Here is an 18,185-nt window from a genome sequence, read left to right as displayed (position 1 = left end):
CTCCCGCGAGCAGCCCTGCTCTCCCATCGCCTCGTAGGTCAACGCGCTCCCCGCTGGCCGCCGCCCGGTGAAGACTCGAGGGCCCGATCCGCGAGCACGCGCGCCGCGCCGTCGAGCGGGATCTCCTCCTGCACGTGCGCCGCGAGGTCCTTGATCTGGAGGACGCCGCGCTCGATCTCCGCGTCGCCCAGGATCACGCAGAGCCGCGCGCCGAGGGCGTCCGCGCGCCGGAGCATCGCCTTGAGCCGCCCGCCGCGCCCGTCGAGCTCGACCGAGACGCCGAGCGCGCGGAGCTGCTTCGCGAGCACCAGCGCGCGGTCCGAGCCCACCTGGCCGAGCGGGGCGAGGAAGCAGCCGGGCCTCCGGCGCGACGTGTCGCCCGGCATCAGCGTGAGCAGCCGCTCCATCCCCATCGCGAAGCCGATCGCCGGCACGCTCGGCCCGCCGAGCCCCGCGATCATGTTGTCGTAGCGGCCGCCGCCCCCGAGCGTGCTCTGCGACCCGAGATCGCCCGAGGTCGCCTTCACCTCGAAGAGCGTGCGCGTGTAGTAGTCGAGCCCGCGCACGAGCGACGGGTCGACGACGTAGTTCACGCCGAGCACGTCGAGGCAGCGGAGCACGCCGTCCCAGTGCGCTCGGTCCGCGTCGTCGAGCAGGTCGAGGATCGACGGCGCGTCGCGCGACACCTCGTGGTCGCGCGGATCCTTCGAGTCGAGGATGCGCAGCGGGTTCTTCTCGAGGCGGCGCTGCGAGTCCTCGCTGAGCCTGTCCTTGCGCGGCGTGTAGTGGGCGAGCAGCGCCTCGCGGTAGCGCTCGCGCGTGCCGGCGCTGCCGAGCGAGTTCACGTGGACGACGAAGTCGCCGATGCCGATGCGCTCCAGGAAGCCCGCGATGAGATCGATCGTCTCGGCGTCGCAGAGCGGCCCCGGATCGCCGAAGAGCTCGCAGCCGGCCTGGTAGAACTGGCGGTAGCGCCCCTTCGCCGGCCGCTCGCCGCGGAACATCGGCCCGAGGTAGTACCAGCGGGTGATCGGCTCCTTGGCGTGGACCGCGTGCTCGACGTACGCGCGCGCGGCGCCCGCGGTGCCTTCGGGCCTCACCGTGAGCTCATCGCCGTGGCGCTCGAAGGAGTACATCTCCTTCTCGACCACGTCCGTCGTCTCCCCCATCTGGTGGCGGAAGAGCTCCGTCGGCTCGAGCAGCGGCGTGCGCACCTCGGCATAGCCGTGGAGCTCCGCGTGGAGGCGGAAGGCCCCCTCGAGCTTGTGCCAGCGCTCCACCTCTTCGGGGAGGATGTCGTTCATCCCCCGGACCGCGCGCAGTTCCATCGCGCGGCGCTTATGGTCGGTGCTGGCGAGCGGGTCAAGCCGGTCGGATGCTTCCCTGTACGTTGGGTCTCGCCGGCTCACCGTCCGAGGGCTATGTGCTCTGCCCAGAGGCATGGCGAAGGCGAAGACGCGCGCTGCGGCGATCGATCTTGGGAAGGCCCGCGTGGGCGTGGCCGTCACCGACGAGCTCGGGCTCTACGCCCACCCGCGGCCGCTGCTCGACGGGCGGAACCGGAAGGCGCTGCTGGAGGCCCTCGCGGCGCTCGCCCGGGACGAAGGCCTCACGCGGTTCCTGGTCGGGCTGCCGCTCGAGATGAACGGGGACGAGGGGCCGGCCGCGCGGCGGGCGGTCGCCTTCGCCCAGGCGCTGGCCGACGCGACCGGCGTGGAGGTGGAGCTCATCGACGAGCGGCTGACCACGGTCGAGGCGGCACGGCGGCTGCGCGACGGAGGCATCTCGGCGCGCAAGAGCAAGGAGCGCGTCGACGGGGCGGCGGCGGCGCTCTTGCTCCAGGCGTGGCTGGACGGGCGGCGCAGCTAGCGGGGGGCGCGGCCCTAGCGGCTCTCGCTGCGGAGCAGCAGGTACGCGCCGGCGGCGCCGATCGCGCCGATCCCGAACAGCACCACGTCCCACATGGGCCACGCGACGCCGGCGGCGCGCCGGAGGACGACGGCCTCGATGACCCGCACGAGCAGCGACGCGAAGCCGTACGCGCACAGCCCGACGACGATCGGCCGCCGCAGGTTGTCGGACAGATCGACGGCCTTCATGCTGTTGTTCCACACGTTCCGGCGCACGTGGCGCGCGCCGATCAGCGCGGGGGTGATCAGCGCGAAGCCGATCCCGGACGCGAGCAGGACCGCCTCGAGGCCCGTCAGGTTGTCGGTGACCCCGCCGCCGCGCGAGAGGCGGATGATCGCGGTCACCAGCGTGATCAGGCTGCCGGCGACCCAGAACACGCCCAGCGTCGAGAGCAGCAGGATGAGCGGCCTCGCCATGCTCACCTGCTGCGCCTGGCGGAGCTGCATCGTCGGCGCGGCGCGCGGCGCCGACGGCAGCGACGTGCGGGGCCCGGGCAGGGCGGGGGAGGTCGGCTCCCTCGGCTCGGGCTCGCTCGAGTCGTAGAGCGCGAGCTCCGCGTCGAACTCCTCCATCGTCTGGTAACGGTGGTGGGGCTCCTTCGCCATGGCCCGCTGGATGATCATCTCCAGCGGCTCGGGGATGCTCGGCTCGAGCGAGCGCGGGCGCGGCGGGTCCTCGGTGAGCACCGCGGTGAGCGTCGCGGTCGGGTCGTTGCGATCGAACGGGCGGCTGCCGGTGAGCGCGCAGTAGAGGATCGCGCCGACGGCGTAGATGTCCGCCCGGTGATCGACGCGCTCGCCGCGCGCCTGCTCCGGCGCCATGTACGACGGCGTGCCCATGATCATGCCGGTCTGCGTGAGCGCGGCGCCCGGCGCGTCGTCGACCTTCGAGATGCCGAAGTCGATCACCTTGGCCGTGGGCATCGTGAGGTCGCCGGTGAGGAAGACGTTCTCCGGCTTCATGTCGCGGTGCACCACGCCCTTCGCGTGCGCCGCCGCGAGCGCCTTGCAGATCTGCCGCACGATGCGCACGGCGGGCCCGATCTTCATCTTGCCGACCTCGTTGAGGTAGTCGGCGAGCTCCTTGCCCTCGAGGAACTCGTTGACGAGGAACGGCCGCCCCTCCGCGGTGCGGTGGACGTCGAAGACGGTGACGACGTACGGGCTCTGCACCGCGGCCGCCGCCTCTGCCTCGCGCTGGAACCGCGAGATCACCTGCGGCTGCCGCGCGAACTCCGGGTGGAGCATCTTGATGGCGAACCGCTTGCTCGAGATCCGCGTGTGGCGCGCCTCGTACACGCGGCCCATGCCGCCCTCGCCGACGACGCGCACGACCGTGTAGGTCTCGTTGAGCGTCTTGCCGACGAGATCGTCGCGCAGCGAGTCGTCGACCGAGTCGTCGAGCGTCGCGGCGTCGCGGGGGCACACCCTGAACTCGGCCGGGTACCGGACCCCGCAGGTGGGGCAAACCTTGGGCGTCGCGTTGTCGCTTCCCGGGGTCGGGAGCGAGGTGGCCGAGGTGGAGAGGCTCGTCATCGCGTTCGCGATATGCAGATCCGACTGCGAGCCGCGTGCGTCCGACTGCGGTCGGGACTGCGGTCGAGATGCTTCGTCAGGGGGCCGGATGGTGCCGGGCATCGCCGACCGAGGGTAGCCAATCGGCGTTTCTGGGGGTGACAAATCGCGCGACCATGTCGACCGCGTTGACGGACCGAGGCGCCTGCGTATACTCGCGCGCTCCTCTGCTCACTGGCCTGAACCTCGTGGGCTCCCGCCGCTCCGGGCGGGGGGCTCGCCTTCAGGCGTCGCTTGGCCAGTCGCCGGCGTTACCAACGCACCGGCCCGGACGCTCGGCAGCGCACCGGACAAGGCCATGGAGAGCCAGCCATGCTGCATTCTGTTCAGAAGACGGACATCATCCAGAAGTACGCGATCCACGAGGGGGACACCGGGTCGCCCGAGGTCCAGATCGCCCTCCTCAGCGAGCGGATCAACCAGCTCCAGGAGCACTTCCGCACGCACCAGAAGGACCACCACTCCCGCCGGGGCCTGCTGAAGCTGGTCAGCCAGCGCCGCCGTCAGCTCGACTACCTGAAGCGCGTCGACATCGAGCGCTACCGCAACCTCATCAACCGCCTCAACCTCCGCAAGTAGCGGAATCCTCAGGCAGATCGCGCCGCTCTCGCCGGCGCGACGCCCTCCTGCCGCGCGCCGCCCCCATGCGGCAGCGCGGCAGGCGACGCACTTCGCCGTGGGCTCGTCCGGGCTCGCTCGTCCGTCCCACGGCTCCGCGCGGCGGAGCGCCGCCCCGCCTCATTCCGTTCCAGGATCTCTCCAGTGCCGGCGTTTCGCTGGCCGTTCGCGCTCCTTCCGTTCGGGAAGTTCGCGGTGCGCACCCCTGAACGTCTGCTTTTTGCGCTGGCGAGAGCGGAGCGGACGCTTTAAGGAGGTCATTCACTGACCATGGAACAGCGGGGTGACCGGCCTCGCCGTTCCCGAGCGCGGGCTCCGCGCGTCTTCGTCTTCGCTTCGTGCGCAGCAGCGCGGCTCCTGCGCAGGGACCGAGGAAGAAGAGCAGCCCCTCGCGCTCGGCGTAGCGCCGCACGCAGCGGCCCTCGCGATCGCGAGAGAGAGCTGAAAATCCAATGTTTGTTCGTGAATCCGTCATGGTGGGCGGCCGTGCCCTCACCCTCGAGACCGGCCGCCTGGCCAAGCAGGCGCACGGCGCCGTGCTCGTCACCTACGGCGACACCATGGTGCTCGTCACCGTCGTCTCGCAGGACGAGCGGCCGGGCCTCGACTTCTTCCCGCTCACCTGCGAGTTCGTCGAGAAGACGTACGCCGCCGGCAAGATCCCCGGCGGCTTCTTCAAGCGCGAGGCGCGCCAGCGCGAGGAGGAGATCCTCACGTGCCGCCTCATGGACCGCCCGCTCCGCCCGCTCTTCCCCGAGGGCTTCAAGCGCGACACGCAGATCATCGCGACCGTCCTCTCCAGCGACAAGCAGAACAAGGCCGACGTCCTGGCGCTGACGGGCGCGAGCGCCGCGCTGCACATCTCGGAGATCCCCTGGCACGGCCCGGTCGTGGGCGTGCGCGTCGGCCGGCTCGACGGCGAGTTCGTCGCGTACCCGACGGTCGCCGACATCGAGCGCTGCGACATCGATCTCGTCGTCGCCTGCTCGCGCGACGCGATCGTGATGGTCGAGGGCGGCGCCGCCGAGGCGACCGAGGCGGAGATCATCGACGCGCTGATGTTCGCGCACGAGACGGCGCAGCCGGTCATCGACCTCATCGAGAAGATGCGCGCCGCGGTGGGCAAGCAGAAGCGCGAGTTCGTCGCCCCGGCGCTGCCGGACGACGTGAAGCAGCGCGTCGCCCAGATCGTCGACGCGGACCTCAAGGCCGCGACGCGGGTGACCGACAAGAAGGCGCGCTACGACGGCTACAGCACGCTCAAGAAGAAGCTGACCGAGACGCTGAGCGCCGAGCTCGGCGCCGAGAAGTTCCTGCCGCTCCAGGGGCTCGTGAAGGCCGAGTTCGAGGAGCGCAAGGCGCACGTCGTCCGCACCTACGTGATCGACGAGGGCCGGCGCATCGACGGCCGCGACGGCAAGAGCATCCGGCCGATTATGTGCGAGGTGGGCCTGCTCCCGCGCGTCCACGGCAGCGCGCTGTTCCAGCGCGGCGAGACGCAGGCGATCGTCACGACGACGCTCGGCACCTCGACCGACGAGCAGAAGATCGACGGCCTGATGGGGGAGACGTGGAAGCGCTTCTACCTCCACTACAACTTCCCTCCCTTCTCGACCGGCGAGACGAAGCCGATGCGCGGCCCCGGCCGCCGCGAGATCGGCCACGGCGCGCTCGCCGAGCGCGCGCTCTCCCGGATGATCCCGCCGCCGGATCAGTTCCCCTACACGATCCGCATCGTGTCGGAGACGCTGGAGTCGAACGGATCGTCATCGATGGCGGCGGTCTGCGGCGGGTGCCTGTCGCTCATGGACGCGGGCGTGCCGATCAAGTCGCCCGTCGCCGGCATCGCGATGGGGCTCATCATGGAGGGCCAGCGCTACGCGGTGCTCTCGGACATCCTCGGCGACGAGGATCACCTCGGCGACATGGACTTCAAGGTCTGCGGCACGGCGCGCGGCGTGACCGCGATCCAGATGGACATCAAGATCGCCGGCCTGAGCCGGGTGATCCTGATGCAGGCGCTGGATCAGGCGCGCGAGGGGCGGCTCCACATCCTGAACAAGATGCTGGAGACGCTGCCGACCACGCGGCCCGAGCTCAGCCAGTACGCGCCGCGGATCACCACGGTGCGCGTGAAGCCCGACCAGATCCGGCTCATCATCGGCCCCGGCGGCAAGACCATCAAGGGCATCGTCGACCAGACCGGCGTCGCGATCGACGTCGAGGACGACGGCACCGTGAACGTCGCGTCGGCGGACTCGGACGCGGTGCGGAGGGCGCTCGACATCATCAAGGGCCTGACCGCCGAGCCCGAGGTCGGGGCGACGTACAAGGGCACGGTCAAGCGCCTCACCGACTTCGGCGCGTTCGTCGAGATCCTGCCGAACACCGACGGCCTGCTGCACATCTCCGAGATGGCGCACACGCGCGTCGAGCGCGTCGAGGACGTCCTCAAGGAGGGCGACTCGCTCGACGTGAAGGTGCTGAGCGTCGACCGCGACGGGAAGATCCGGCTGAGCCGACGCGAGCTGCTCCCGCTCCCGGAGGGCGAGGAGGGCGATCGGGCGCGCGAGCGCATGGCGCAGGCGCGCGACGCCGGCCCGCCGCCGCGGCGCGACGGCCCCGGCGGTGGCCGCGGCGGCGATCGCGGACCGCGTCCCGGCATGGACCGCGATCGCGGCGGGCCGCCGCGCGAGCGCCGCGAGCGCCGCTCCTAGTCGATCGCCCCCGAGGACGGGGACGCCATGCCGCGCTGCGGCGCGCCGCTGGGCCTCCCCCGTCGCTCACTCCCCATCACGAAGTACGTCTGATCTGCGGCGATCCGCGGCTCTGCGCGGCGATCGCTGCCTGCCAGCGGGCCGGCGCGCCCGGCTGCTGCGTTGACGCGCGCGGCCGCGGCGCGCGCCACGCCTGGAGCAGGCATCGCGCTGCTTTGTTGGAATCTGATGAACTCCGCATGGCCCCTTCACAATCAGGGTAGTGTCGAGACCCCTGCTCGTGGCATGCTCCGCCCGTGCTCGTACGCAGAGCGAAAATCGTCTGTACCATTGGCCCTTCGTGTGACTCTCAAACGACGCTGGAGCAGCTCATCCGCGCCGGTATGGATGTCGCTCGACTCAACTTCTCTCACGGCTCGCATGAGGATCATGGCAAAGCTATCGCCACGGTCCGTGCGGCTGCGGAGGCCTGCGGGAAGCCTGTGGCGATCCTGCAAGACCTCTGCGGCCCGAAGATCCGAGCCGGTCGCTTCCCCGGCAACACCTTCGAGGTGGCTGACGGGGCTTCGGTCACCCTGATTGAGGCGAACAGGGACAGCCCTGTTGCCACGCCCGGCGAGATCCCGATCCTCTACGAGGGGCTCGCGTCCGACCTGCAGCCGGGCGACGTCGTCCTGATGGACGACGGCCGTGTCGTGGTCACCGTCACCAAGGTGGACGGGGAGCGCGTCCACGCCGGCGTGACGCAGGGCGGACGCCTGCGCGATCGCGTCGGCGTGCACCTGCCCGCGAGGCGCGTGCGCATCTCGGCCCTCACCGAGAAGGACAAGGCCGACCTGAGCTTCGGCCTCGCGCAGGGGGTCGATTACGTCGCCCTCTCGTTCGTGCGCAACGCGGACGAGGTCCGGCACGTGCGCGACATCTGCGAGGCCTGGGGTCGCCCGACGCCGATCGTCTCGAAGATCGAGACGCCAGGCGCCATCGACAACCTCGAGGCGATCATCCTCGCCTCGGACGGCGTCATGGTGGCGCGCGGCGACCTTGGCGTGGAGTTCAACCCGGAGCGGGTGCCGATCATCCAGCGCGAGATCCTCGGCCTCGCGCGCGTGCACCAGAAGCCGGTCATCGTCGCGACCGAGATGCTCCAGTCGATGGTGACCGCGACGCGCCCGACGCGCGCCGAGGCGAGCGACGTGGCGACGGCCGTCTTCGACGGCACCGACGCGGTCATGCTCTCGCAGGAGACCGCGACCGGCGCGCACCCGCCGCTCGTCGTGCGGATGATGGCCCGCATCGTCACCGAGGCCGAGCAGAGCTCGTTCTACCGCTACCTCTCGAGCGAGCAGCCCGGCCAGCGCGCCAACGTCCCGGAGGCGACCGCGCGCGCCGCGTGCGACATCGCGAAGGACATCGGCGCGAAGCTCATCATCGCGTTCACCGAGAGCGGCCTCACCGCGCGGTACGCGTCGAAGGCGCGCCCCGTGGTGCCGATCGTCGCCTTCTCGCCGAACGACACGACGCGCCGGCGGCTCGCGCTGCTCTGGGGCGTGGTGCCGTTCCCCGTCGACGCGCTCCGGAACTCGGACGAGATGGTCGAGCGCGCCACCGGGCAGCTCCTCGCGAGCGGCCTGGTCTCGCCCGGCGACAAGCTCGTCACCATCTTCGGAGCCCCCGTCGGCGTCTCGGGGTCGACCAACACGATTCGGGTGAAGGTTGTTGAATGAGCCTGCCCGCCCCCGATAGGGGCTCGACGGGCGAGCAGGACTCCCTCTCCAGACACGCGGGCGCGGAAGGCCTCCCGAGGCTCGACAAGTACGAGCTGATCGAGGAGCTCGGCCATGGCGGCATGGCCACGGTCTACCGCGCCCGCGACCCGCGCCTCCGCCGCGAGGTCGCGGTCAAGATCATCCACAGACACCTGCGGGAGAATGCCGAGGTCGGCACCCGCTTCGTCGCCGAGGCGCGCGCGGCGGCGAAGCTGCGCCACCCCGGCATCGTCGAGGTGTTCGACGTCTCCAGCGAGCAGGACCGCGAGCGCTACCTCGTGGTCGAGCTGCTCCGCGGCTCCACGCTGCGCAAGATCCTGAGCGCCCACCGCGACATGCCGGCCGAGGTCGGCGCCGCCGTGGTGCTCGAGCTCTGCGACGCGCTGGAGCACGCGCACGCGGCCGGGATCATCCACCGCGACGTGAAGCCGGAGAACGTGCTGGTCGAGCTGCCGTCCGACCGCGATGGCGCGAGCTGGGACGGCGCGGGCGTGCTCATCAAGCTGACCGACTTCGGCATCGCCAAGGTCCTCGACGCCCAGGGGGTCACCTCGACCGGGCAGGTGCTCGGCTCGCCGGCGCACATGGCGCCGGAGCAGATCGAGGGGGGCGAGGTCGACGCGCGCACCGACGTGTTCGCGCTCGGGGTGCTCTTCTACGAGTGCCTCGTCGGGCACCTGCCGTTCGAGGGCAAGAACCCGGCGCAGGTGCTCCGCAAGGTGCTCGAGGGGGCCTACCCGGAGGCGGAGCGCGAGCGGCCCGCCGTGGGCGCGCGGTGGAGCCGGATCGTGGCGGGGGCCCTCGCGCACGACATCGCGGCCCGCACGGCGAGCCCCCGGGCGCTCGCCGATCTGATCCGGGCCGAGCTCACGGAGCTCGGCGTGGTGGAGCCGCGCGCCGAGCTCGCCGCCTACTTCGCGGACCCGGCGGGCTACACCGAGCGCCACGTGACGCGGCTCGTCCCGCGGCTCGTGGCGCGCGCGGAGGCCGCCCGCAAGCGCGGCGACGTGCCGGGCGCGGCCGCCGACTACAACCGGGCGCTCGCCCTCACGCCGAACGACCTCTCCATCCTCAAGCGGCTCGCGCGGCTCAACGCGAGCCGCAACCGACGGAAGCTCGCGCAGCGCGCGCTCGCCGTGGCGCTCGGGTCGGTGGCGCTCGGCGTCGGCGCGTTCGCGATCGCCCGCGCCCTCCGCGAGCCCCCGCCGCCGGACGGAGGCGCGCTCGCGCCGCCCGAGCCGCAGCCGTCGGCGCCCATGGACGCCCTGGTACCGCGGCCGAACCTGCGCGCGGTCGCGCCCCGCGCCACGGAGGTGCCCAGCGCCATGGACGTGGCGGCCGCGCCGCGCCCCCGCGCGCGGCCGCAGCCCCCGCCGACCGCGCCGCAAGAGGAGGTCCCGTCCGTTCGCGACGTCGTCTTCCAGATCGTCCCGAGCGGCGCGAAGCTCGTGCTCGACGGCGTCGAGATCAACTGGTTCGGCGCGAACAAGGTCACGCCGCTCAAGATCGGCGCCCACAGCGTCCACATCAGCGTGCCGAACTCGCGGTGCTGCAAGCCGTACTCGGGCGTCATCTCGGTCGTCGCGCCCAAGCCGGGCGTCACCGCGCCGCAGCGGATCATCCACAAGCTGGAGATCCTGCCCAGCACGGTCGTCCTGAGCGGCGCGCCGCCCAACGCGCAGTACGCGTGCCCGCAGATCGGCCTCATCGGCTACGCGGGCAGCCCGCAGACCGTGACCCTCAGCGACGTGTTCTGGAGCGGGCGCTGTCGGTTCACGCCTGCTGCGTCGGACGCCGCGCCGCTCGTCGGCAACGTGACGCTCGTGGCCGGCGAGTCGAACACCGTTTTCTGGCCGTCCGGTTGAAGGGATCGCCGTCGTTCCCCGTCATTCCCGCGTCGGCACCTGAAATCTCAGCATCTCCGGCGAAACTCCGCTACATCACGGCGAACTCCTCCGCATGGCTGCGCGAACTCCAGGCGGGAAATCTCCCGGCGCTCGCTTCCCATCGGTCGGGAGCCGCCGCACCCTGCCGGCGCCGCGGCGCCTCGCGGCGGCGGCGGTGGGCGCGCTCGCGCTGTGCTCCGCGGCGCTCGCGCGGGCCGACGACATGCAGCAGTTCGAGGTCGCGAAGACGCGCTTCGACGCCGGGAGCTACGAGGAGGCGGTGAGCCGCTTCGCGGCGATGCTCGACCCCGCGAACCCTCCCTGCGAGCGCGGCCCGACCGACGCCGCGAGCACGCCGTGCAGGATCTCCGAGCCCGATCTGATCGAGCGGGCGCGCGGCCTCGCCGCCGCGGCGCTGGTGGCGCTGCGGCGCACGGGCGAGGCGGACGCGTACATCGAGCAGATCCTCCTCGCCAACCCGGGCTACGCGCCGAACCCGGCGGTGTTCCAGCCCGAGGTCATCGATCGGTTCTCCGCGGTCCGGGCGCGGATCCGGGCGCGGATCGAGGAGGTGACGCAGCAGCGGGCCGAGGCGCAGCGCGCGGCGCGGCTGCGGATCGAGCAGCGCCGCCAGGACGAGCGCCGGTGGGTCGCCGAGCTCCAGCGCCTGGCCGGGCGCGAGCGGGTCGTGGATCAGAACTCCCGCTGGATCGCGATGCTGCCGTTCGGGGTGGGGCAGTTCCAGAACGGCGACGAGGGGTTCGGCTGGTTCTTCCTGGTCAGCCAGGCCGTCGCCGGCGGGACGTCGATCGTCTCGGCGCTGGCGCTCGCGAGCTACCAGAACGTCGACGTCACGGCGAGGCCCCCGCCGCCGGGCGGCGGCCCCGTGCAGAGCGTCGACATCGACGCGCTGAACCGCCGGATCGGCACCGCGGCCGCGGTGAACCGCGTGGCCTTCGGGGCCTTCGCGACGCTCGTCGCGGCCGGGATCGCCCACGCGCAGATCACGTTCGTCCCGCAGACGGTCGCCTTCCGCCCGCGCCCCGTGCCGCCGCCGCCCCCGAGCTTCTCCGCCGCGCCGACGATCTCCGTGCTCCCCGGCGGCCTGTACGCGGGGGTCGCCGGCCGGTTCTGACCGGGCCCGCCCCGCGCGGCGCGGCTCACGCCTTCTGCGCGGCGGCGATCCAGAAGCCGCCGAGCTGCGCGAGCGGCGAGTCGCACAGCGCCCACTCCGCCCGGTGCAGGAGCCTTCCGAGGCCCGGCACGCGCATCGCGGCCGCGAACGGGGTCACGATGCGCACGCCCCGCGACGCGACGACGCGCATGCCCGCCGGCATCAGGGCGGCGGCGGCGCGCGGCGCGTCGAAGCGCGTGTAGACGGCGCTCTCCCGGGTCCTGTCGCTGATGGCGCCCGCCGGGCCGAGCTTCTTCACGAGCCCGCGCAGGCTGTAGGGGTTGTAGAACTCGGCGATCACGTGCCCGCCGGGCCGCACCACGCGCGCCATCTCCGACAGCGCGCGGCGCACGTCCTCGACGTGGGCCAGCACCTTGAACGAGCAGGCGACGTCGAAGCTCCCGTCGGCGAACGGCAGCGCGGTGGCGCTGCCCTCCACGACGTCGAGGCCGCGCTCGCGGGCGCGCTCGAGCATGCCGGGCGAGAGGTCGACCCCGCGCGCGGCGCGCGCGAACTCGCGGATGCGCGCGAGCAGGAGCCCGGTCCCGCACCCCACCTCGAGCACGTCGCGGCCCTCGCCGAAGCGCCGCACGAAGTCGACCTCGAGCGCGTCGACGAGGTCGTGGTAGCCCCCCCGATCCCGGCCCCCGCGCCGGGCCTCGTAGCGCGCCGAGAACTCGTCGTAGTACGCCCGCGTGGCGCGCAGGTGCTCGTCCGCGGTGGCCTCTTCCGTCTGGGATCGCATGGGCTCGCTATAGTACTCCCCGGCGCGCGCGGCTTGCGCCGGGGCGCAGAGGGGCGCATCTCTCCTGCGAGGTGACCCATGAAGCCCGGCGACCATCCTGATTTCTTCCGGTTCGCGCCGCCCCCCGGGACCTCGCGCGAGAGCTCGATCCGGCTCGATCGCGAGGGCCGCTTCTGGCACGACGGCGCCCGCGTCGACCATCCGGCGCTCGAGCGCGGGCTCCGGTCGTGGATCGCGCGGCACCCGGACGACGGCCGTCCGATCCTCACGAACGGCTACGACTGGTGCTACTTCCAGGTCGAGGCCGCCCCGCTCTTCGTCGACGCGCTCCGGATCGACGACGGCGGCGTGACGCTGGTCCTGTTCGACGGGACCGAGGAGCCGCTCGATCCGGCGACGCTCTCCGTCGGCGACGACGGCGTCGTGTACGCTCGGGCCCGGGGCGGCGCCCTGGAGGCGCGCTTCACGCGCCACGCGCAGTCGCAGCTCGCCCCGCTGCTCGTCGAGGCCGAGCCGCCCACCCTCCGCGTCGGCGGGCGTGAGGTCCGGCTGCCGCCGCGGGCCGCCGCCGCTCAGTAGCGGTACTGCCAGAGCAGATCGAGCACGCCCGAGGTCGCCTGGCGCTCGTCGACGCCCACGGTGCCGCGGAGCGTCCAGTGCTTGTCGATGCGCCAGTCGACGGTGACCTCGGTCCGCGTGCCGCGCTCGTTCGCCGTGCCGCCGGGGGTCGGCCCGCCGGCGCTCTGCGTGGTGCTGCCCTGGACCGCGCCCTCCTGGAAGGTGGCCAGCGCCGTGATCTCGTCGTTCAGCCGGTAGACGAGGCTCGTCCGCAGCGAGCCCTCCGAGGTCGTCCCGAACCGCGTCGACAGCCCGCGCAGCGGCGCGATGCCGCTCAGCAGGGCGTTGAACTGGGCGGCCGCGAGCTCGCCGCCCACCGACGCGGCGACGCTGCCCGCGGCCTGCCAGGCGGGCGTCTCGGCGCCCGCCGCCTGCGCCCCCTCGGAGAAGTCGGCGCCGAACAGGAGCCGCGCGAGGATGTCCTGCTGCGAGCTCGGCGGGTTCGAGGTGAAGCGGAGCTTCTCGTTCGTGATGGGCCGGAGCGTGCCGTTGTAGGTGGCGTAGATGCGCGTGCCGTCGGGCGCGTCCCAGTGCGCCATGACGTTGAGGTGCGGGTTCGACGGCTCCTCCTCGCGCAGGCGCACGTGCCCGCGCACGATCTCGAACACCTTGCCGTAGATCTCGAGCTCGCCGCGCTGGAGCACGATGTTCCCCGACACCTCCGCGTCCTCGGCCAGCACCACCCGGGGCGGCGAGTCGTTGTCGCTCGTCACGCGGAGCCTCAGCCCCGCGCCCGTGACCTGCGCGTCGTCCACGTAGAACGTCATCGCGTAGCGGAGCGCGTCTGCCGCGCGCTTCTGCTTCTCCGGCCCGAGCGGCTGGCGGACGGAGATGTCGGGGTTGTCGTCGAGCGGCTGCACGTTCCGGCTGCTCGTCGCCGGCAGCGTCACGCGGAGCGTGGGGATCGTGGCGTACAGCGCGAGCTCGCCGGGCTTCTTCTCCGCGATGAACGACAGCGCCCCCGAGGCCGTGCCGAGCGGCACGCCCTCGAGCGTCAGCGGCAGCGCCTGGCCCTCGGCGATGGTCAGCGCCCCTGCGCCGTCGCGCAGCGCGAGCCCGTCGAGCCGGAACAGCGCCCAGCCCTGCGCCAGCCCGGTCATGCCCGCCGCGCGGAAGCCCTCGATCCGGACGACGCCGTCGTCGGCCGTGATGCGGGCGGCCACGTCGCGCAGGTCCTGGCCGAACTCCGGGATGTGCACGACGCCCTCGCTGATCTCGAGCTGGGCGCGCAGGCTGCCCCCCTCGGCGCCGGCGAGCTCGACGCGGAGGTCGCCGTCCAGGATGCCGTCGATCTTGCTCACGAGCTGGCCCACGAGGGGCTGCAGCGCCGCGAGCCGGAAGCGCTCGGCGGAGAGGGCGAGATCCGTGCGCTCGCCGTCGGGGACCGGGATGAGCCCGTCGCGGAAGCGGACGCTGGCGTAAGCGTTCGCGCGGAGCTTGCCGCCGCTCGGGCCCTCGAGCGCGAGCTCGGTGACGCGGAGGTCCCCGCGCTCGCCGCCGGGCCTGGGATCGATCCGCATCGAGAGCACGCCGCGCGTGAAGGCGAGGTCGCCCCCGAGCGAGAGGTCCGGCAGCGTGAGGTGCGCCGTGAGCTTCGGCGCGATGTTGAGGCCGCGCATCTCGATCTCGCCGCTGACGTGCCCGTCGATGCCGCTGTCGCCGAGCAGCGGGATCTCGCCGAGCGGCACGTCGCGCAGGGTCGCGCTGAGGGCGCCGGTCCACGCCGGGGGCGGGCGCGCGCCCCTCAGCGCGCGCGGGGAGGGGGTCGCGAGCAGGCGGTCGAGGGGCGCGATCAGCTGGCCGCGCACCGCCGCGATCTCGCGCGCGCCGCGCGTGACGTGCGCGTCGAGCGTGGCCTGCTCGCTGTCGTACGTGACCCACGCGTCGAGGTCGGTGGGGAACAGCAGATCCGTCACCCTCGGGGCGTCCTTCGGCGCGACCATGAAGCCCCAGACGAGCGTGCGCGCCGTCACGACCGGGCGCGCGACGGTGCCGCTCGCGTAGGCGTCGATCCGCAGCTCGCCGCCGAGCGGCGGGAGCGCCTCGCGCACGAACGAGGGCAGGGTGGTGAGATCGTCCAGGGAGCGCCGCGGGATGGAGACGTTCGCGGTGATGGGCGCGCGCAGGAGCGACGCCCACCGGCCCGCGGGCGGCCCTGCGAGCGCGGCGAGGTCGAGGTCGATCGCGCCGGACGCGTCGGCGAGGATGCCGCCGTCGTACAAGGTCATCGCGGCCTCCGCCCTGCCGGTCGCGCCACTCAGCGAGCCCCTGATGTGGCCGTCGATGAAGCGCGACTCCCAGGCCGGGCGCTCGGCGCCCAGGCGGTGCGGCCCGGCGAGCGCGAGGCCCTGCGTGCGCACGAGCACGTCGTGGAGCGACGGGAACGGCTCGCCGGCCGCGCGCGACACCCGGAAGCGCGTCGTGAGCTTGCCGCGTACCTCGCTCACAATGTGCCCGATCGGCATGAGCTGCGCGAGGCACCCGAGGTCCCAGTCGTCGGCCGCGACCTCGGCTTCGCCGACGAGGGCGGCCCACGTATCGGCGCGCAGGAGCGGCCCCTTCAGCGTGCCCTCCGCGCCGGAGACGCGCACGCTCGCGAGGCGGCCGGCGCAACGCGGCGCGGCGCCCTCCCACGGCTGCCCTGCGGCCGCCGGCGCCTTGCCGTCGATGCGCACGAGCGCCTCGGCCTTGAGCTGGTCGCGCTCGAAGGTCGCCGCGAGCTCCGCCGAGACGCCGGACAGGAACGCGACCTCGCCCCCCGCGAGCTCGAGCCGCACGTGGCCCGAGCGGCCCGCCGCGCGATCGTGCTCGAGCGCGACGTCGACCTTGGCGCGGCCGCGCACGCGGAGCGGGATACCGAGCAGGCGCGCGATGCGGCCGAGGTCGATGCCCTCGCCCCGGAGGTTCCCGGTGACGTCGTCGCCCCGCACCGCGAGCCGCCCCCTCACCGAGCCGAGCTGCGCGGAGGTGAGCTCGAGCCCCTCGACGGCGACCCCGCCGGCCGAGGGGGTGATCGCCGTCATCTTCCCCGCGACCTCGGCGCCCTCGCGCCGGAGCTGGAGGTCGACGTCGCGGAGCGCGCCGGTGGCGGAGCTCAGCCGGGCCGAGGCGCTCAGGGCGTCGTCGCCGTCGGTCACCGTCGCGCTGAGCCGCGGCGAGGCGAGGGGGCCGGAGATCCGCGCGGTGACCTCGTCGTACGTGTGGCCGCCGGCGAGCGCCTCCTGGCCGGAGAGCGAGGCGTCGAGCGCGAGCGCGTCGAGCGGCCCGGAGACCCGCCCGGCGACACGCGCGCGGGCGAGGCCGACGTCAGGGCCGACGCGGACCCCGGCGAGCGCGCCCTCGAACCGCGCGTCGAGCGCGCCGTCGCGCAGGGTGCCCTCGACGCTCACGCGGCCGCCGCCGTCGACGGCCCCGGCGAGGCGCGGCGCGGCGGCGATCGCCGGGACGTCGGCCGTCGCCGCGAAGCGGACGCCCTGGCCGCCCGGCAGGAGCGAGATCTCGGCGTCGATCGGCGCGCCCGGCTCGTGGAGGTGCGCGCGCGCGTGGAGCTCGCCGCGATCGAGGACGAGGTGGACGTCCGCCGCCGGCACGCGCTCGCCGAGCAACGCGGTGGGCTCGGTCCGCGCTTCGACGGCGAGCCGGAGCTCGTCGCCGAGCTCGACGCGCACCCGACCCTCGGCGGTGATCAACGGCGCCGGGTCCCCGTCGCTCGCCGGCGCGGTGCTCGCGCCGGCCGCGCCCGTTCGCGCCGGCGCGGCGCCCGTTCGCGCCGGCGCGGCGCCGGTCCGGGCAGGTGGCGGGCCTCTTCGAGCTGGCGCGACGCCGGCTCGCGTGGGGGAGGCCCCGGTTCGAGCCGGGGCAGCGCCGCTCTGCGCCGGCGCCGTGCCCGCCTGCGCCGGCGAGACGCCTGACGCGGAGAGCTGCACGCCGAAGAGCCGCAGATCGACGTCGCGCGCCTGCGCGTGGGCGTCGAGCCGGACGGGGCCCGTCACGTCGAGCCGCCCCGTGACCGCGACGTTGCCCCCCGCGGGGTCGGCAGGGTCCGCCGAGACCGAGGCCACGACGTCGAGCTGCGGGAGATATCCGTTCACGGCCACGCGCGCGGAGACCGGCTCGGTGAGGGGGTGATCCGGGAGCAGGCTCCGGAGCTGCTCCGGCGTGGCGCGCGGGACGCTCGCGTGCGCCTCGAGGTGCTCCTCGTCGAGCACCGCCCGCGCGGTGATCTCGACGTCGGCGAGCCGGCCGGCGAAGCTGCTCCACATCCGGACCTTGTCGCCCGCGCGGAGGTGGTAGTTCGCGGTGCCCGCCGTCGTGGCGGGCAGGAACGCGCGATCGACGAGGCCGGTCTGGTCGATGTCGAGCGCGACGCCCTCCGGGCCGACGTGCACCGACCCGACGAGCCGGCTGACGTCGGCGTCCAGCGCGCGGGGCGGCGCGAGCTGCCCGTGGACCCAGCCGCGGCCGATCTCGATGCGCGACAGGGCGATGACGACGTCGCGCGGCGGCGCCTCGGGCGCGGCCGAGGGGGGGCGGGTCGGCGGCAGCGGCGCGAACGTGTCGCCGAGGGTGACGCCCCCCGCGCCGCTGCTCTGCACCAGCACGTCGGCCTGCTCGACCCGGATGTACGGGACCTCGATGCGCAGCGCGCCCTTCCCGAAGAGCGCGCTCCGGAGCATCGGGAGCACGTCTGCCCGCGCCTCGATGCCGCGCGCGTAGATCACCTTGTTCCCCTGCGGATCGAGCGCGACCGCGGCGCGGATCCGCACGCCGTCGAGGCCGAGCGCGTCGATCTCGTCGGCGACGATCTTCCCCTCGAAGAGGGAGCCGAGCAGCCGGTTCGTTGCGTCGCGGGCGACCCGGCGCGCGGCCGGCATGTCGAGGTGGAGCGCGACGCCCACGGCCGTGGCGCCGGCGAACGTCAGCGTGAGCCCGATCGCCGCCGCCGCTGCCGACGCGGCGCGGCGCATGCGTCCAGGCGCGCGCGGCGCTCGGGCGGGCCGCGGCTCTGGTGCGGGGGCGGGCGTCACGGCAGCTAGCTTAGTACGCGCGGGCCGCGGCGACCTTGCTGCCGCGCCACGCAGGACGGCGGGTTGCGCCCGGGGCCCCGCGGCGCGCGCCGGGACGCCCGCGCCGCGCCCAGCGGCGTGCGCGCCGGGACGCCCGCGCCCCGCCCGGC

General features: G+C 73.5%; 11 protein-coding genes. 7 read left to right on the top strand and 4 right to left on the bottom strand.

Features of this window, described 5'->3' with window-relative positions:
* Nucleotides 1-38 precede the first annotated feature (38 nt).
* The gene (gene hisS, locus WME96_RS23730; protein WP_437283861.1) at nt 39-1,328 is read right to left on the bottom strand and encodes a histidine--tRNA ligase; all 1,290 of its coding nucleotides are present in this window, start codon (nt 1,326-1,328) and stop codon (nt 39-41) included.
* Between the two features lie 112 nt (nt 1,329-1,440).
* Here hisS and ruvX point away from each other — a divergent pair, with 112 nt between their 5' ends.
* Nucleotides 1,441-1,869 carry a Holliday junction resolvase RuvX gene (gene ruvX / locus WME96_RS23725; RefSeq protein WP_437283860.1) on the top strand — a complete coding sequence of 143 codons (429 nt, stop codon included), beginning with the start codon at nt 1,441-1,443 and terminating at the stop codon, nt 1,867-1,869.
* A 14-nt stretch (nt 1,870-1,883) separates the two neighbouring features.
* Here the strand turns inward: ruvX and WME96_RS23720 are convergent, their stop codons facing one another.
* Entirely contained in the window at nt 1,884-3,446 is a 1,563-nt protein-coding gene (locus tag WME96_RS23720; protein ID WP_437283859.1) for a serine/threonine-protein kinase, read from the bottom strand.
* Nucleotides 3,447-3,797: 351 nt separating this feature from the next.
* Here WME96_RS23720 and rpsO point away from each other — a divergent pair, with 351 nt between their 5' ends.
* From rpsO to WME96_RS23695, 5 genes are all read left to right on the top strand, one after another.
* Nucleotides 3,798-4,064 carry a 30S ribosomal protein S15 gene (gene rpsO / locus WME96_RS23715; RefSeq protein ID WP_061619654.1) on the top strand — a complete coding sequence of 89 codons (267 nt, stop codon included), beginning with the start codon at nt 3,798-3,800 and terminating at the stop codon, nt 4,062-4,064.
* A gap of 491 nt (nt 4,065-4,555) precedes the next feature.
* On the top strand, nt 4,556-6,820 hold the full coding sequence (pnp, locus tag WME96_RS23710; RefSeq protein WP_437283858.1) for a polyribonucleotide nucleotidyltransferase: 2,265 nt from the start codon (nt 4,556-4,558) through the stop codon (nt 6,818-6,820).
* 296 nt (nt 6,821-7,116) lie between these two features.
* A complete protein-coding gene (gene pyk / locus WME96_RS23705) occupies nt 7,117-8,544 on the top strand; it encodes a pyruvate kinase (RefSeq protein WP_061617973.1) in 1,428 nt (475 codons plus the stop codon).
* Nucleotides 8,541-10,451: a protein kinase domain-containing protein gene (locus WME96_RS23700; protein ID WP_437283857.1), complete on the top strand. Its 1,911-nt coding sequence runs from the start codon at nt 8,541-8,543 to the stop codon at nt 10,449-10,451. The genes pyk and WME96_RS23700 overlap by 4 nt, the downstream gene beginning before the upstream one ends.
* 94 nt (nt 10,452-10,545) lie before the next feature.
* Nucleotides 10,546-11,607 carry a hypothetical protein gene (locus WME96_RS23695; protein WP_437283856.1) on the top strand — a complete coding sequence of 354 codons (1,062 nt, stop codon included), beginning with the start codon at nt 10,546-10,548 and terminating at the stop codon, nt 11,605-11,607.
* A 25-nt stretch (nt 11,608-11,632) separates the two neighbouring features.
* On the opposite strand, the gene WME96_RS23690 is transcribed toward WME96_RS23695, so the two are convergent.
* Entirely contained in the window at nt 11,633-12,391 is a 759-nt protein-coding gene (locus WME96_RS23690) for a class I SAM-dependent methyltransferase (RefSeq protein WP_061618469.1), read from the bottom strand.
* A gap of 78 nt (nt 12,392-12,469) precedes the next feature.
* Between WME96_RS23690 and WME96_RS23685 the strand changes: the two genes are divergently transcribed.
* The gene (locus tag WME96_RS23685) at nt 12,470-12,970 is read left to right on the top strand and encodes a hypothetical protein (protein WP_437283855.1); all 501 of its coding nucleotides are present in this window, start codon (nt 12,470-12,472) and stop codon (nt 12,968-12,970) included.
* Here WME96_RS23685 and WME96_RS23680 read toward each other — a convergent pair.
* Nucleotides 12,964-18,036, bottom strand: coding sequence for a translocation/assembly module TamB domain-containing protein (locus WME96_RS23680; protein ID WP_437283854.1), 5,073 nt, complete (start codon nt 18,034-18,036; stop codon nt 12,964-12,966). The two genes, WME96_RS23685 and WME96_RS23680, sit on opposite strands and share 7 nt — an antisense overlap.
* Between the last annotated feature and the right edge of the window lie 149 nt (nt 18,037-18,185).

Origin of the sequence: Sorangium sp. So ce406 (assembly GCF_051474675.1) — a bacterium.
GTDB classification, from domain to species: domain Bacteria; phylum Myxococcota_A; class Polyangia; order Polyangiales; family Polyangiaceae; genus Sorangium; species Sorangium cellulosum_G.
Note: the sequence above shows the minus strand (reverse complement) of the source record. Positions and strands in the feature narration are given on the sequence as shown.